Below are 13,840 nucleotides of genomic sequence, written 5' to 3'. Positions count from 1 at the left end.
GGTCAGGTGAATAGGTTATGTTCAAGATTTTTTCAGCACTCATATTTGTTAAACCATGATTTGAATTCATCCAAACATCCTTGTTGGCGTGCATGATTTTCTAATTCACGCTTTATAGCTCTTGGCAGGCGATTATGTCCTGGTCTACCGCGCCATGGAAAGCCATGGTAAGAAATTCCAGGCATTGTAGGCCGCGCCTCGTAGATTACCCCATTATGAACCGCATAAATGCGTGAGGGATGTGCATCATCTTCGTTTTCAAAATGTGAGACTCCGCTTCTTAAGAGGATTTGGGCATCGCTTTTTGAAAGATTTGATGGTCATATCCCTCTGTTAGTTCTTCCGTCTGTAATAAAGTGAGCCTGAGGCGACCTTCCACAGTGCTTTGTGCGGTGTTCTGCGGGATCATAAATATATTCATTCGGCATCGCATCTAAACAAAAGTGAGGTCAATTTCAAGGTTGTGTCAATACCAATATCAAGCTGGTTGGGATTATAGTCGATTGCATACAGAAAGTTCAAATATTAGGCTCCATAGTTCTGTTATTTGCAAGCTCTAACTTGGAGGCCCAGTCAAAATACCATAGCCCACTATGTTAAAAAACCACGAAACCATTCCGGTTACGCTGACTGAAGTGTGCGCCGTGTTAAGAGCATCTAGACTAGATGAACTACAATGAAGCCTGTGAACAATCGAAACGGAAAATCTTCAAATCCTATTGAAACAAATGTAGGCTATGCTCCTCAATCTTAAGCAACCAACCATGCGAGAAATCCCCCTATCCCACCCCGGCGAAATCCTCAACGAAGACTTTCTAAAGCCTCTCGGTATTAGCCAATACGCCCTAGCCAAAGCGATAGGCGTACCGCCGCGCCGTATCAACGAAATCGTTCAAGGCAAACGGGGCATTAGCACCGACGCAGCCCTACGCCTCACCGTATTCTTCGACACCGACGCCCAAAGCTGGATAACCCTACAAACCCATTGCGATACCGAGCAAATCAAGGATTCCATCGCCGATATCTTGGCACGGATAAAGCCGTTTCAACCTGAATTGATGATTAATCGAGGATGATTCGCCAACGGTTCTAGGGCGACCAGAGCAACCCGAATAAAACGCCCCAAATCCGGGATAATCAAAGCGCGAAAAACCCGCATTCCACCGCGCTCTATACGGATGTGGCCTGTCCTGAGCTTGTCGAAGGGCAGCGAAGCATAAACGGCCCGCCGCCCCACCGTTCACGCCCTTCAACGCCGTCCAGGAATTGACGGCACCCATCCTTCCAAAACCAACGCAACCCAACTCGGAGAAACCATGGGAAACCCCTTACCGCAAGCTTCCGTACCACATACCGGCCTGGACGGATTCAAGGCCAACTGGCGCCAGGATTTTGCCGCTGGCTTCCTGGTTTTCCTCATCGCGCTGCCGCTCAGCCTAGGGGTGGCTGTGGCCTCCGGGTTTCCGCCCATGGCGGGTATCCTCTCCGCCATCATCGGCGGCTTGTTGGTGTCGCGCCTCAACGGTTCCCATGTCACCATCACCGGCCCCGCCGCTGGTTTGATCGTGGTGATCCTAGCGGCGGTGCAATCCCTCGGCCAAGGCGACGCCATGACCGGCTACCGCTGCACCTTGGCGGCCATTGTGGTGTCCGGCGTGCTGCAAATCCTCTTAGGCTTTTACAAAGCGGGGCGCTTGGCCGCGTTTTTTCCCGCTTCGGTGGTGCATGGCATGTTGGCGGCCATCGGCATCATCATTATGGCGAAGCAACTGCCGGTGATGGCGGGCGTGAAAATCGCCGATGGCGGCATGTTGTCCAGCCTCGCCCAGCTTCCCCACGCCTTGGCCTTCTTCATCCCGCAAACCGCCCTCATCGCGCTGGTGGCGATGGCTATTCTGATCGGCTGGCCTCTGCTGCGGCATCCGCTGCTTAAAAGAATCCCGCCCCCGCTGCTGGTCGTCCTGTCAGGCATGGCGTTGGGCCATCTGTTCGGCCTGGACCACCTGCGTCCAGAAGGCGATTTCATGGTGCCCAAGGATTTGGCGATCGGCCCGGATTTTCTGGTGTCGATTCCCGATAGCCTGGCCGCGAGCCTTTACTTTCCCGACTTTTCCAAGATTGCCACGGTCGCCTTCTGGGAAAGCGTGGTGGCTATCACCCTGGTGGGCAGCTTGGAGACGCTGCTCAGCGCGGCGGCGGTGGACAAGCTCGACCCCGCCAAGCGCTATTCCGACTTGAACCGGGATTTGCTGGCGGTGGGCGTCGGCAACACGCTTGCGGGGTTGATCGGCGGCTTGCCGATGATCGCCGAGATTGTCCGCAGTTCCGCCAACATCGACAGCGGCGCCCGGACGGGCTGGTCCAATTTCTTCCATGGCGCGTTCCTCCTCCTGTTCGTAGCAGCCCTGCCGCACCTGATCGACACCATTCCGCTGGCTTCCCTGGCCGCGCTGCTGGTGTACACCGGCTTCCGGCTGGCCTCGCCCGCCGGTTTCGCTAGAACCCTCGATTTAGGGCGGGAACAATTGGCTTTGTTCGTGATCACCATTTTGGGCGTGCTTGCCACCAACCTGCTGGCCGGGGTGATAATCGGCATCGCCGTTAAGCTGCTGCTCCATGTCGGGCGGGGCGTGCCACTGCGGAACCTGCTGGCGATTTCTTACCGAGTAGAGCGGCCCGCTCCTGACACCTGCGTCATCCGGGTCCAAGGATCGGCGCTCTTCTCCAATTTCATCTCGCTCAAAAGCGAATTGGCGCAGTTATCGGCAGGTAAAACCATCGTCTTCGACCTGTCCGACGCCTACCTGATCGACCATACGGTGATGGAGTTCATCGACCGTTTCCGCGCCGACTACCTGGAGCGCGGTGGCTATTGCGAAATCCATGGGTTGGCCGACCATGACGCCTACGGGGATCACGAATTGGCGGCCCGTATCAACAAACAGTCGGCGTAGCCCGAATGAAGCGCCGCAAAAACCGGGATGATTGGGGCACGGAATACCCATCCATATTCCGCCGCGCTTCACACGGGCTACGTCCGCCGACGGCTCGCCGATCAATCGGAAGCACGTCTTCCAGGCTGTTGGCCATAAGACGGCGCTGGTGGTTCGGGCACCGCCTTCGGCATAATCCGGCCCCCATTTTTCCGTAAGCCATTGGCTTCTCCCGCCTCGATCCAGGCCGACACTCCCCCGGTGATGCCGATTGCTCGATATGGATCACCCCACCACGACCGCCGAATTCAGTCGGCCATGGTCCTTGCGCGGAACATAAGGCGGCGAAGGGACCGCCGCTAACTTAAACTATCCGGCTTCTGGCCGAAAACTTAGCACCCACAAGATCGGCCACGATTGCGCTTCCGACAGCGGGGTAAACCTGGGAGATTCTGGAGCCATGTCCGAGCGCGCCGCGAGCCTTGGGAGGCGCTTGCGGCGGGCGGGGAGGGCGGGCGTCCGGCTCAAGCCGTGTCGGGCAGGTGGAACGCCTGCGGGAAAGACGTTGAATGTGCGGTTAGCTAATTTGGATTAGGGTAAGCTATATTGGGCTAAGTGCTGTGGTTGAGGCTTCGGCGGGCGGTGGCCTCAACGGAGTGGTTGTTGGTCCGCAGGTCGGCTTTGCGCGTATGCCAAGGAAAATACGCTTAAACATAATTACTTATGCGAAGGTTTCTCGCGATGGATAACTGGCTGATTGTCGCCTTGTTAGCGATGGGGATATTAATGGCTTTCCTGCTCGACCAGTTCCGGCGGAGGCACCGATTGGGCGCCTTTCATGTCGACCGGGCCTCGTTGGAAACCGAGGAGTTCGCGTCGTTCTTTTTCCTGGGGGAACAAGTGGCGGTGGCGGAGAAGCTGCACGCCCTGCTGGCTCGTTATGTGCCGATAGACATCGGCAGGCTCCGGCCCGACGACCGCCTGGTCGCCGATTGGCGCTTGGACGAATTGGATTCCCTCGCGGCGCAGGGGTTCGTGCTGGATGTCGAGAAGGAACTCGGGGTGGCGATTCCCGATGACGTAGCGGAAAGGCTGCTGACTTTCCGGCAGGTGGTGGAATATGTCGCGGGCCATCTCCCGGTGGGCGCCTCGCGGAGAAGAAGGTTATGACCGGCGGCATACTGTTCACCCTGATTGCCTCGCCCGGCCTGGAGGAGCCGCTGGTGGATTGGCTATTGGAGTTCAAGCCGGAGTATGGATTCAGCAGCTTTCCGGTGAACGGCCATTCCAGTCGGCAGGGGGGACTCAGCCTGGCCGAGCAGGTCAGTGGCCGGAAGCGGCAGGTGCGTTTCGAGATGCATCTGCCAGAAGCGGAATGGCGACCCTTGGTCGAGCGGCTGAACCGTGACTTCGCGGGCGCGGGAATCCATTATTGGGTGTCGCCCGTGATCGAACAGGGCCGGGTTTGAGCGCCGCCACCCAGCCTCAAGGCCCCCACTCAATGTCCGATCTCACCACATAGGCCGGGTTGCCGACGGCCACCGAACGCCTCGGTATCTGGCCGGTCACGACGGCGGCGGCACCAATCACGCAGCCATTCCCGATGACGGCCCCGCTCAGCACCATCGCCCTCTCGCACAGCCAAACCCTGTCGCCGATCACAATGGGTTCGGGCGGATTGATTCGCTGACCGTTGGAGAAAATCTTGTGAAAATCGGTGGGATATATCTTGACCTCGGTGGCGAACAGACAATCCCTGCCAATGTGTACGCTCGATGGCTCGTTGGAGGCGATATAGGCTCCGTTGATGCTGGTGCGCTTGGCTATCGCGCATCGCAGGCCATCGACGCAATGGATGGTGAGCTGGTTGGCGAAAATGGAATTGACAGAAATTTTGTTTTTGTCGCCGGATACCCATATGTCCACGCGGGTGGCCGGAGAAATATCCAAAGGCTTGCGGAATATGATTCTATTATTGTTGCCTTCAATAAACAGGTTGAAGCTGCCCATCTCATAGCCCTGGTCGATCTCGATATAATTATTCTGGCCTTGGTCGTTGATATTAATCATGAAGAATATCCGGGGATTTCCTAGAAGCTTGAATCATGGTGATGACTTGTCGGGCGGGGGGCTTGCGCTGTCGGTCCCGCGCACTTGATGTGGCTTGGCATCGCCGTCGATACCATATCTTTTGCGCCAAGGTTTGGGAATAGGCTGGCTTGGGAAAGGCCCGGATCGGGGAGCGGGGCAATGTATTGGTTGACAATCGCCGCAAGAAATACGATCCTTTGCGTCCCCGAATTCCGGGCGGTTAGCTCAGCGGTAGAGCACTGCCTTCACACGGCAGGGGTCACAGGTTCAAATCCTGTACCGCCCACCAAATAAATCAACGGGTTAAGTCGGATTCGGCGCTACGTAAAAATACCGATACGGAATCCGCACGGAATCCAGAAAAAAGAACCGGGTCTAAGCCCGGTTTTTTTGTGCCTGCCGTTTGGGGGCATCGGCTGCACCAGCACCAGCACGTCAGGAGGGGATGAACCGCTCCAAGTGGAGCGCCCCGAACTCTGCCATAAGCGCCGGGTCCGCCCGAATCTCCCCAAACTCCGCCCGCCACTCGCTTAGCGTCCACCTGTCTGCCGGTGGCTCGATGTGCTTTGCGGCCAGGGCCAGCCACTCGGCTTCCTCTTCCGCCGTGAAGGGGCGTTCCGTGAGTAGGTAGGCGTGAAAGCAAAGCAGGCGCTCTAGGTCGTGGTCGGGAATATCCCGAACGTCGTAGCGGTCTCTGGGGGCGCTGGCTTCCAATGCCTCCAACCGCCGTTCCAGGCTTCTCATGGCGAAACCTCCCCGCTCAGTCCCCATCTACGCCGTAGTCGTTCCAGCCGCGCCGCTTGCTCCGCTGGCGGTAGCGGCTCAGAAATGCCCGACCCCAACCCCAACATCCTCGCGTGTTCCTCGCCGGTCAGGGGGCCGTCGATCCGCTTCACGACCAGGGCGGTGAGTTCCCGCTCGGCGTGTGGGTTGAACCCGCCCTTGTCGCTGAAACAGCCCTCCAACCATTCAAGCCGCAACCTAAGCCCGGCCATGTGCCCTTTCCTCCAATGCCTCAATGCGGCGTTTCAGTTCATCCACCTCGGTGATTTTGGCGACGGCCCCCAGCCCATCAAGCAAGGCTTTTGCGTCCATCGGCGCAAGGTCGCCACGGGCCACGGCGTCCAGCATTGCCCCGGCTTTTTCGGTCAGAGTATCGCCGGGGATGTCCAGCCGGATCGGCTCCTGAATCGGCTTCACTGCCGGAACCACGCGGGCCAGCAACAGGGACGCGGCGCTCATGTCGCCCGCCTTGGCCGCGTTGATGACTGCCGCCAGGAGGGCGTCAAATTCCTTGCCCACGGCCTCCCGTAATTTTCCTGAGAGAGATGAGCCGGGCGGGCGTCCCTTGGGGTTGCCGGATTTTCCTTTTTCGAAGGCCATGCTCGCTGTTCTCCAAGTTGATCTTTCAGGCGCGGCCCGGCTCACTCCCGCCCGCCGCTCGTTCCCGAATCAGGCAGCAGAACGCCGGGACCGATACCGCCGCCGTCCAATCCAGCCCCGGCCAGGGGCCGAACACTTCCGCGTTGAGGGCCACGAGGGGCAATAGCACGCGCCATTCCTGCCGGTCCTCCCGGAAGGCCAGCACGGGCACCTTGCCCGCCCGTTCGGCTTGCTCGGTGGCTTGCCGCCAGAAGCCCGCCAACAGGGCGGGGGTAATTGCCCGATACCTCTTGATTTCAATGGCGTAGGCGTCCAGCGTCAAGGAAACCGGACCTTCACCCGTGGGGAGAAGGTCATGCCCGCCCTTGCGGCTCTGTTCCAGGTTCCGCGCCAGGGCCACGCCCAAATGATCGAACACCAGCCGGGAGAACTCCCGTTCAGCGCCCGCGCCCTTGGCCCGGCTGTTGATGGGTTTGGCCCTGGTGGTGGCCTTGGTTTTCACCGCTCTAACGCCCGCGCCCATCGCGCCTCCTGCTCGGCTTTGCCGTTGAGTTCGCGGGCCACGGCACCAAACCCCAGACGGGCGGCACGGTTGGCCCTGGTCCGCAGTTGCCCCGCCTTGATCCAACAGGCCAGGGGGCTACCCTCGGGCGGGGCGGGATTGGCCCGGATGACCACGGCGGGGCGGTCGGCCAATGGGCCGGGGTCCAGCCGCACCAGCCGGACAAACGCCGCCGTTTCATCCGCCAGCCGCTCCGCCAGCACCCGCCGGGCGGGGCTTCCATCCCCCGCGCCGTGCCGGTCAAGGCCGGCCGCGACTTCCCGCAGCAGGATCAACCGCGCTTCGGCGGCGTCCAGCGCTTTGCAGTGTTCTTGCCGGGACATCATGGCGGGCCTCAAAACGGGATGTCGCCGTCGAAGTCTTCCACCCCGCCCGCTGGCGCGGGTGCCGGGGGCGGTGCCAGTGCCGACGGACGGGACGCCGGGGGCAAATGCTCCCATCCGGCTACGGGCGGCGGGGCGTGCCGGGCTGGTGCCGGGGTGGTGGACGGCGCGGTATTCGCCGGGGGTGCCTTGGGTCCGTTCGGGATGCGGGCATATTCCGGGGTGCTGGTCAACACCTCCTGTAGCCGGGGGGAAAGCTTCTCGAAGACATCCCAATCCGGCTTGTCGAAGTCCCACGCGACGGGTTCGTTCGCGGCCTCGGTCAGCGGCAAGCCCCGTGGCAGCTTCATCAAGGCGGAGATGTTGGCGAAGGTCCGCCCGGCCTTGTCCACATGCAGGATGGACATCATGCACGGCTGGCCCAACAGCTTGGCGACATCGAAGGACCGGAGTTCTTCCGGCGTGAAGGGTCGGCCCCGCCAGCTTTCCAGATCCTTCCGTAGCGCCGATTTCTCGTTCAAGGACGCGGTGTAGCGCTTGGAGATGATGAACGGTCGCCCGTCGCTCATGCGGGCGTCGGGGTCGGCCAGTTCCCACATGAGCAAGATTTTCTTGGCGCTGGTCTCGCTGCCCTGCCACGTCACCCGCTGGGTGCCCAGGTCCAGGATTTTGAAGCACCGCGCCGCGTAGGTGCCCGCTGGTGCCAGTTCAAAGCTATCGCCGGAATCGGTCAAGGTAAGTCCCATATCTGCATCCTCGCAAACTGAAATGAAAAGGGGGTTCGGGTCTCGGTCGGGTTCGGTCGGGGTTCGGTCTTGAGTGGGTTCGGGCGGTGGCCGTGCCGCCTTGAACGCCCGGCACACTCGGGGCACGTTGGGATAGCGGGCGGGCGTGGCAGGACCGCCCACCGCACAGCCACCGATTCCGCGCCCGTCGCCCACCCGGTCGGGCAGGAAGTGGGCGCAGCCACCGCACGTCACGACGTGCCTTTCCGTTTCGCCCATGGCGCGAGGGCGGAAGGGAGGCGTGATGGCGTGGCCGGACGGGGTTAGCTGCCCAAGGGCCACGGCGGACGCCAGGGCCACGGGGAAGGCTTGAATGTGCGCCTCATCGCCCGCCCGCAGCGCTTCAATGTCGCCCTGGTCGAGCCAGAACCAGGCGTCGGTCGGGTCCACGCCATGGGCAAGGGCGGTCGAGATAACCAGCGCCGCCAGGGCCGCATCGTTCAGCGGGCGGGCAGATGCGGGCTTGGCCTTGGGGTTGGCGCTGCCGGTCAATTGGGTGGAATTCCACCCTTTTGCGGGTGGGGCTGGTGCCGGATCGTTGGCCGGGGCTGGCGCGGGGCCAGGAGCGGACGGCGGGGCGGGTTGCAGAAGCACCAGCAATTCGGCCTTGTTTGCCGCGAGTTCGGGCAGCAGGGCTTGAACGGCGTCAGCTTCTCCCCGGTAGCGCAACCGCTCACCTTCAACCCACAGAGTCAGGCCATGGGCACCAGCTTTTTGCAGTACGGTGGCGGCGCTCATAACCCGCCCTCGATAATGCGGGAAGCGTTTCCAGAAAGTGGAACGCTTCCCTCCCCCTTTAGGGGGATAGGTTTTTGGAAATCTGGAAACGCTTGATTTATAAGGGGGTTTTGCGTTTCCAGACCATCGGTTTTTCTGGAAACGTGGAAATGGTTAAGTGATTGATTTGCCTCATATTCTGCGTTTCCAAAATTGGGCGTTTCCATTGGAAACGCTGGAAATGGGGGGTCTTGGAAACGGTTTTGGAAACGCTCGGGCGGGTCTTCCGTGGGGTGTTTCTCTGGGGGCGGTAGGTCGGCTTTTAGGAAGCGCTCGGACTCCTGAGCCACCCCGCCGCCCGGAATATCCAACCATGTGCCCGGTGGTTTTTCGCCCGGCTTCAAGCGGCACTGAACCATCTTCCCGGCGTTCAGCAGGTCTTGGGCCAGCGCTTCGAGCTTGTGCCTTGCTACCGAGTGGAACCCCGTCGGCAACTCATGGCGGCGATTGAACAGCCCCGCCTGCCCGGTCTTAGTGAACGGTTGCCGGTTTGCCGCCGCCAGCGCGACGGCCTCCAACAACCCTGCGTGCAGGTCGTGGCGGCTGGGAGTCAGCAAGCCAAGCTCCGCCCTTCGATCCCGCAACACGCCGCTGTCCTCCCGCACCAGCACCGAGAGCGCCAAATCCGCCCCGAAGTTGGCCTTCACGATACCGCCCATCACAACCCGCCCGCGTTGCCACTCCACCCCCAAGGCGCGGCAACGGCTCTTCGCGTCGTCCTCGCCAGCGGGCCACAGGGCGTAGACAGAACGAACCCCGTCCACCAACCCGCCGGTTCCCCGGATCGCCTCGCGGGCTTGCTCTGGGGTGGCGATTTCGCCGGACTTGCGGAAGTGGTGGGAGACGATGACCGCCGCGCCGGTCTCGGCGGCAAGGCGGGCCAGTTCGTTGCAGACGTGCTGCGCGTGCTGGGGGAGGTTCAAATCCAGCCCGCCGCACAGCGCTTGCAGAGGGTCGGGCACGAACAGCCGCAAGTCGGGGATGCTGCGGAGTTGTTCGGCCAGGGACCGGAAGTGCGGGGTGGTGGTCGGCCTGCCCCGCTCGTCCAAGGTGAACAGGGTGGGCGTTCCGCCCGCGTCGGGGCAGGGTATGATAAACAGCCGCTCGGGGATCGCCCCCAGGCTGGCGAGGCGGGTGTGAATCTCGATGGCGTCATCTTCCGCGCACAGCACGACCGCCGCCCCGTGGGACTCGATGTCGCCCAGGGCGCACGACGCCATAGCCCCCGCCACGGCCCGCGCCAGTTCGACCAGAAGGAAGGATTTCCCCACGCCCCCGGCAGACGCCAGCAAGGCGGGCTTCCCGAGAGGGAACTTGCCCGGCACCAGCCATTCCCGTTCCGGTGGCTCGCCCTGGAAACGGTGGGCCGCGCTCCAATCGAGGATGTTGATTGCGCCGATTGGCTCCGGCTGGTGCGGAATAATGGGGCTATCAACCCGTGGCGCGGCCTCATAGCGGCCCACGCTGCGGACAATGGCCTTAACCTCGGCGTCCGGTAGCGGCGGATTGCAGCGGGCCGTGTTCTCGGCCAGCAGCCCCGTCAAGATGGCGACTTCGGACGCATCCCGCCGCCGCATAGCGCCCGCCAGGGTGGTCAAGTAGGCGTTGCGCCCACCTTCCACGATGTCGCCGCCATGCTGGCGGGGCGGGCGGGTGGCCTGTGGCTTTTCGAGCGGGGGGAAGGCGGCAAGCAGCCTGTCACGGCTGTGGGGAGGCAATCCCGATTCGTGCAGGATGCGGACTTGATGGGGCTGTGCCCGGTTCTTCAAGTGCCAGAAGCCAGGGACGCGCAGCACACGCGCCGGGTCTTTGGCATTTTTGTCGCTGCCCCAATCGGCAATCAGGCGCTCTTGAACGCCCCGGAACTCTGGAACGGTCAGCCCATCGACCAAAAAGTAAACGTGCCGCTTTCCGGGGCTGGATTCGACGATAAGGTGAGGTTCAAGCGGGTACTCACGCCCCGCGCTGTCGCCGTCATCCTCGATGAACACGGCCCGGATGCGGGTCACATTCGCATTTGTCCGCCCGTGGCCGTCGCCCTCTTGGACCATGACGAACACGCCCGCCCCGTGGGCTTGCAACTCGGTCAGCTTGGCGGCGTGCTGCTCAAGCGTGCCGTGCAGTATGCGTGCGTAGGGGTCGCGGTCTTTCTCCCCCCGCTGCTTGGCCTCTTCCATGCCACGGGCCTTGCGGTCCTTGTCATCGTCGAAGGTTTGGAAGGTGAACGCTTCCGCGCCTTCGTCCAGGACTTCCAGGAACCGGCGGGCTTCGGCGAGGTTGGGCGCGAGGTCGATCATATCCAGCCACCCAGCGCCCGCGCCGCTTCCTCGGCGGGCATGGCCCGCAAGCGCCCGGCGTCGATGTCGAGGACGAGGCACCAGCAAAGCGCCCGGTGGATGTCCAGGGGGAGAACGCGGCCCGTTGCGAGGTGGCCCAAGAGAAGATCAGCGGCCCAGCGGGAAATGTGCCAGTCGCGGCGGGCATTGATGACGGCGCGGCGGATCGTCCAGGCCGGGCCGGGGGATATGGGAAAATTTCGGGCAATACCCGCCCCTTCCCCAATTCCAGGGGTAAAATACATATCGTCACCAGTTGAGTTGGTGCAGTTCTCAGTAAGGCCGGGCGGTGCTTGAACACTGTCCGGCCTTCTCCATTTTGGCGGGCACATAACTTATGCTCCCGCCGCGTTCGGTTCCGCCTCCATGCGCTTCCGCCATTCGGCGGCGCTCTCTGCGCTTATCAGGGGTTTCCTCCCGACGCGAAACTCTCTCGGGGCTTTTCCGTCCTTTTTAAGGTTGTAGTATTGGGCTTTGCTAAAACTGTGCGCCTTACAAAAATCGGCGATTGTGAAAGCAAGGGGCGGCGGGGGTTTTGAGTGTTCCATGTTGGGTTCCGTTGGTTTGCCGTAGACCGGAACCCAATATTCAACGGTATGGAAGCCGCACAACAGGGATAGAAGGGATGAGAAATTCCCTCCCTTCTATCCCTTGACTTTAGGGTTTAAATAGTCCTTAACCCACCCCTTGATGCTAGAACCGTTATCCGGCAATCCGGCCCCATGTTCTTGATTCAGCCACCGCAATATCTCTGTCACTGCGTCAACGAATGGCCCCGTATCGGACTGTGGGGGCGGCTTTCCGTACTTGGCTCGCCATGCTTCGACTAGGGGCCAGATCAGTATGACCCAATCATCATTTTCCAATCGGTGATTCGGCATCTCGTCCGCCAGCGCCGTTATTTCGCCAGCGGCATAAATCAGTTCATCCAAAACCAACCCCACTCCATAAACCAGTTTTAATTTAGGGGTGGACATTCTGGTTCGTAGCTCGTGATCGACTATTGGACTAAGCCCATTCAATGCTTCAAGTAACTCATTGGCAGTACGGACGATTTCCGCCATATTCTCTTTAATCTTTGCTTTTGATGGAAACTCAGTGGAACTTAAATCAAAAGCTGCGTTAGTCTTTGATGTCTTATTGTTTTTACTCTTCTGGCTATTTATTGGAATTGGAATATAGTCGGTTGATGGCCCGCCATGTATTGGATAACTAAATATCGGACCCCTTAAAGAAAGATAACCAGACGCCCCTCGATTTGCAGCCTTGATAAACCATTGAACGTTTTCGCGCTTTTCTTTGTTATTTACCCCTTCAATGCGAAGCCATCGTGCAATTTCATCCTGAATATTTTCAGGTAATTCGACCGATATACTTTGATATGTTACAAACCCATCAAAAGACCAATGTGGAATAGCCATACCGCCCTCCTTCCGGGCCAAAATCCTTCAAAAGAGAAACCGCGCCACACGGGTGAAGGAATCCCGCTATTCGCCTCGCGACTGGCTAGGCGCGGCCATAAGGATCAATTCAATACCGGATACAAGCGGATATATTCCGCCTCAACCAAATCGAGTAATTCAGCGCGGCCTCCCGCACGCTCGCGAGGGTCGGTGGATTGCAGGTTGTTGGGTTTCAAGCCCAGTTACCTCGATTTCATTTGCCCGGCTCAAGGCGGCATCCGTTCCAGGCAATCGCGGTTGTACCGCTCGGTCGCGTCCTCCAAGTAATCGCCGACAATCTCAGCAAGATCAATCAAACCATTTACGCACTTGGGGCTAAAGTCATCCATGGGTCGGATGGCTTCACGAAGGGCATTCAGAGCGGACGCGGCGGCGGCGCAACGCCGAAAGAGCGCTTCCTCGGGGTCAGAGTCGCGAAGCTGGGGGTGGCTGGTGCTGTGGGGGTGGCCGCAGACGCCGCCGCTTCCGCCAGCAGGGCGCGCAGCTTGAACAGGGGCAGGGTGACGGGCACGTCACTATGCGCGGCCAATGGAGCCACGCGGCGAATCAGATCATCGGCGATGGCGTGGGCGGGGCTGAAATCCCCTGTAGAATGGGCTGTAGCCATGGATCGAACCTCTCTGGTAGGTCGGTTTGTGGTAAGGGACTGGCCGGTGGGTCCAAGCACCAGCCAGCCCCGCTAAAACCATCCATGGCTTACCGGCAATCCCCCCGCCGGGTCGGGAATCAAAATGTCTCGAAAGTCAGCCCCAAGGCTTGCGCCGCCGTCCACATGCCCCGGTCCAGGGTGCAGACGGTCAAGCCGCGCCGCTCGGACACGGCCAAATGCAACGCATCCCCCGCCCGCAAGCCCAATTGCCAGCGGTCGCACAGTTCGCCCGCCCGGTAAAAGTCTTGGGCCACAACCTCCACCATCCGCGCCCGCTGTCCAGCGAAGCGCCGGAACCCGGCCACGGCCTTGGCTAGATCGGTCCCGCTCAACTCCCCGCGCCGCGCCTTGAGACCCAAGGCGCTGGAAAACTCCGTTACGCACCAGGGCGAAACCATCAACGGCATACTGCCCAACCCGGCCAGCCAGCGCTCCACGTCGCTGGAACGGGACTCCTCGACGTAGAGCGGCACCAGCACACTGGTATCGAGATAGCGGGCCATCAATACCTCGCCTCCCGCCGCATGTCCTCCACCGT

At 60.6% G+C, this 13,840-nt stretch carries 17 protein-coding genes and 1 tRNA gene; 5 read left to right on the top strand and 13 right to left on the bottom strand.

Features of this window, described 5'->3' with window-relative positions:
* The first annotated feature begins 737 nt into the window (after positions 1–737).
* From ACXWUF_RS08835 to ACXWUF_RS08820, 4 genes are all read left to right on the top strand, one after another.
* On the top strand, positions 738–1,076 hold the full coding sequence (locus ACXWUF_RS08835) for a HigA family addiction module antitoxin (protein ID WP_458494302.1): 339 nt from the start codon (positions 738–740) through the stop codon (positions 1,074–1,076).
* A gap of 240 nt (positions 1,077–1,316) precedes the next feature.
* Positions 1,317–2,954 (top strand): SulP family inorganic anion transporter, encoded by a 1,638-nt coding sequence (locus ACXWUF_RS08830; protein WP_458494301.1) that lies wholly within the window; start codon positions 1,317–1,319, stop codon positions 2,952–2,954.
* Positions 2,955–3,674: 720 nt separating this feature from the next.
* Positions 3,675–4,103 (top strand): acyl carrier protein, encoded by a 429-nt coding sequence (locus ACXWUF_RS08825; RefSeq protein WP_458494300.1) that lies wholly within the window; start codon positions 3,675–3,677, stop codon positions 4,101–4,103.
* The gene (locus ACXWUF_RS08820; RefSeq protein ID WP_458494299.1) at positions 4,100–4,402 is read left to right on the top strand and encodes a DUF3240 family protein; all 303 of its coding nucleotides are present in this window, start codon (positions 4,100–4,102) and stop codon (positions 4,400–4,402) included. Before ACXWUF_RS08825 ends, ACXWUF_RS08820 begins: the two co-directional genes overlap by 4 nt.
* A gap of 16 nt (positions 4,403–4,418) precedes the next feature.
* On the opposite strand, the gene ACXWUF_RS08815 is transcribed toward ACXWUF_RS08820, so the two are convergent.
* Positions 4,419–5,003 (bottom strand): acyltransferase, encoded by a 585-nt coding sequence (locus tag ACXWUF_RS08815; protein WP_458494298.1) that lies wholly within the window; start codon positions 5,001–5,003, stop codon positions 4,419–4,421.
* Positions 5,004–5,238: 235 nt separating this feature from the next.
* Between ACXWUF_RS08815 and ACXWUF_RS08810 the strand changes: the two genes are divergently transcribed.
* Positions 5,239–5,313 (top strand) — tRNA-Val (locus ACXWUF_RS08810).
* Positions 5,314–5,459: 146 nt separating this feature from the next.
* Here the strand turns inward: ACXWUF_RS08810 and ACXWUF_RS08805 are convergent.
* From ACXWUF_RS08805 to ACXWUF_RS08750, 12 genes are all read right to left on the bottom strand, one after another.
* Positions 5,460–5,768 (bottom strand): hypothetical protein, encoded by a 309-nt coding sequence (locus ACXWUF_RS08805; protein WP_458494297.1) that lies wholly within the window; start codon positions 5,766–5,768, stop codon positions 5,460–5,462.
* Positions 5,765–6,019 carry a hypothetical protein gene (locus ACXWUF_RS08800; protein WP_458494296.1) on the bottom strand — a complete coding sequence of 85 codons (255 nt, stop codon included), beginning with the start codon at positions 6,017–6,019 and terminating at the stop codon, positions 5,765–5,767. Before ACXWUF_RS08800 ends, ACXWUF_RS08805 begins: the two co-directional genes overlap by 4 nt.
* The gene (locus tag ACXWUF_RS08795) at positions 6,006–6,407 is read right to left on the bottom strand and encodes a DUF5681 domain-containing protein (protein ID WP_458494295.1); all 402 of its coding nucleotides are present in this window, start codon (positions 6,405–6,407) and stop codon (positions 6,006–6,008) included. The genes ACXWUF_RS08800 and ACXWUF_RS08795 overlap by 14 nt, the downstream gene beginning before the upstream one ends.
* 25 nt (positions 6,408–6,432) lie before the next feature.
* Positions 6,433–6,909 carry a putative PDDEXK endonuclease gene (locus ACXWUF_RS08790; RefSeq protein ID WP_458494294.1) on the bottom strand — a complete coding sequence of 159 codons (477 nt, stop codon included), beginning with the start codon at positions 6,907–6,909 and terminating at the stop codon, positions 6,433–6,435.
* Positions 6,906–7,295, bottom strand: coding sequence for a hypothetical protein (locus ACXWUF_RS08785; protein WP_458494293.1), 390 nt, complete (start codon positions 7,293–7,295; stop codon positions 6,906–6,908). The genes ACXWUF_RS08790 and ACXWUF_RS08785 overlap by 4 nt, the downstream gene beginning before the upstream one ends.
* Positions 7,296–7,303: 8 nt before the next feature.
* Positions 7,304–8,815, bottom strand: a complete 1,512-nt coding sequence (locus ACXWUF_RS08780) for a phage replication initiation protein, NGO0469 family (RefSeq protein WP_458494292.1) — start codon at positions 8,813–8,815, stop codon at positions 7,304–7,306.
* Positions 8,812–11,151, bottom strand: a complete 2,340-nt coding sequence (locus ACXWUF_RS08775) for an AAA family ATPase (RefSeq protein ID WP_458494291.1) — start codon at positions 11,149–11,151, stop codon at positions 8,812–8,814. Before ACXWUF_RS08775 ends, ACXWUF_RS08780 begins: the two co-directional genes overlap by 4 nt.
* Positions 11,148–11,435, bottom strand: a complete 288-nt coding sequence (locus ACXWUF_RS08770) for a hypothetical protein (protein ID WP_458494290.1) — start codon at positions 11,433–11,435, stop codon at positions 11,148–11,150. The genes ACXWUF_RS08775 and ACXWUF_RS08770 overlap by 4 nt, the downstream gene beginning before the upstream one ends.
* A gap of 399 nt (positions 11,436–11,834) precedes the next feature.
* Positions 11,835–12,611, bottom strand: coding sequence for a hypothetical protein (locus ACXWUF_RS08765; RefSeq protein WP_458494289.1), 777 nt, complete (start codon positions 12,609–12,611; stop codon positions 11,835–11,837).
* Between the two features lie 248 nt (positions 12,612–12,859).
* On the bottom strand, positions 12,860–12,982 hold the full coding sequence (locus ACXWUF_RS08760) for a hypothetical protein (RefSeq protein WP_458494288.1): 123 nt from the start codon (positions 12,980–12,982) through the stop codon (positions 12,860–12,862).
* Positions 12,983–13,008: 26 nt separating this feature from the next.
* On the bottom strand, positions 13,009–13,260 hold the full coding sequence (locus tag ACXWUF_RS08755; protein ID WP_458494287.1) for a hypothetical protein: 252 nt from the start codon (positions 13,258–13,260) through the stop codon (positions 13,009–13,011).
* A gap of 119 nt (positions 13,261–13,379) precedes the next feature.
* Positions 13,380–13,840, bottom strand: a 461-nt coding sequence (locus tag ACXWUF_RS08750) for a type II toxin-antitoxin system VapC family toxin (RefSeq protein ID WP_458494286.1), incomplete at its 5' end; no start/stop codon positions are given.

This window comes from Methylomagnum sp. (assembly GCF_054333355.1).
Note: the sequence above shows the minus strand (reverse complement) of the source record. Positions and strands in the feature narration are given on the sequence as shown.

Excerpts from the sequence above, each read along its gene's own strand:
- ACXWUF_RS08835 (WP_458494302.1), top strand. The coding sequence starts at position 738 with ATGCTCCTCAATCTTAAGCAACCAACCATGCGAGAAATCCCCCTATCC.
- ACXWUF_RS08830 (WP_458494301.1), top strand. The coding sequence starts at position 1,317 with ATGGGAAACCCCTTACCGCAAGCTTCCGTACCACATACCGGCCTGGAC.
- ACXWUF_RS08825 (WP_458494300.1), top strand. The coding sequence starts at position 3,675 with ATGGATAACTGGCTGATTGTCGCCTTGTTAGCGATGGGGATATTAATG.
- ACXWUF_RS08820 (WP_458494299.1), top strand. The coding sequence starts at position 4,100 with ATGACCGGCGGCATACTGTTCACCCTGATTGCCTCGCCCGGCCTGGAG.
- ACXWUF_RS08815 (WP_458494298.1), bottom strand. The coding sequence starts at position 5,003 with ATGATTAATATCAACGACCAAGGCCAGAATAATTATATCGAGATCGAC.
- ACXWUF_RS08805 (WP_458494297.1), bottom strand. The coding sequence starts at position 5,768 with ATGAGAAGCCTGGAACGGCGGTTGGAGGCATTGGAAGCCAGCGCCCCC.
- ACXWUF_RS08800 (WP_458494296.1), bottom strand. The coding sequence starts at position 6,019 with ATGGCCGGGCTTAGGTTGCGGCTTGAATGGTTGGAGGGCTGTTTCAGC.
- ACXWUF_RS08795 (WP_458494295.1), bottom strand. The coding sequence starts at position 6,407 with ATGGCCTTCGAAAAAGGAAAATCCGGCAACCCCAAGGGACGCCCGCCC.
- ACXWUF_RS08785 (WP_458494293.1), bottom strand. The coding sequence starts at position 7,295 with ATGATGTCCCGGCAAGAACACTGCAAAGCGCTGGACGCCGCCGAAGCG.
- ACXWUF_RS08780 (WP_458494292.1), bottom strand. The coding sequence starts at position 8,815 with ATGAGCGCCGCCACCGTACTGCAAAAAGCTGGTGCCCATGGCCTGACT.
- ACXWUF_RS08775 (WP_458494291.1), bottom strand. The coding sequence starts at position 11,151 with ATGATCGACCTCGCGCCCAACCTCGCCGAAGCCCGCCGGTTCCTGGAA.
- ACXWUF_RS08770 (WP_458494290.1), bottom strand. The coding sequence starts at position 11,435 with ATGTATTTTACCCCTGGAATTGGGGAAGGGGCGGGTATTGCCCGAAAT.
- ACXWUF_RS08765 (WP_458494289.1), bottom strand. The coding sequence starts at position 12,611 with ATGGCTATTCCACATTGGTCTTTTGATGGGTTTGTAACATATCAAAGT.
- ACXWUF_RS08760 (WP_458494288.1), bottom strand. The coding sequence starts at position 12,982 with ATGGATGACTTTAGCCCCAAGTGCGTAAATGGTTTGATTGATCTTGCT.
- ACXWUF_RS08755 (WP_458494287.1), bottom strand. The coding sequence starts at position 13,260 with ATGGCTACAGCCCATTCTACAGGGGATTTCAGCCCCGCCCACGCCATC.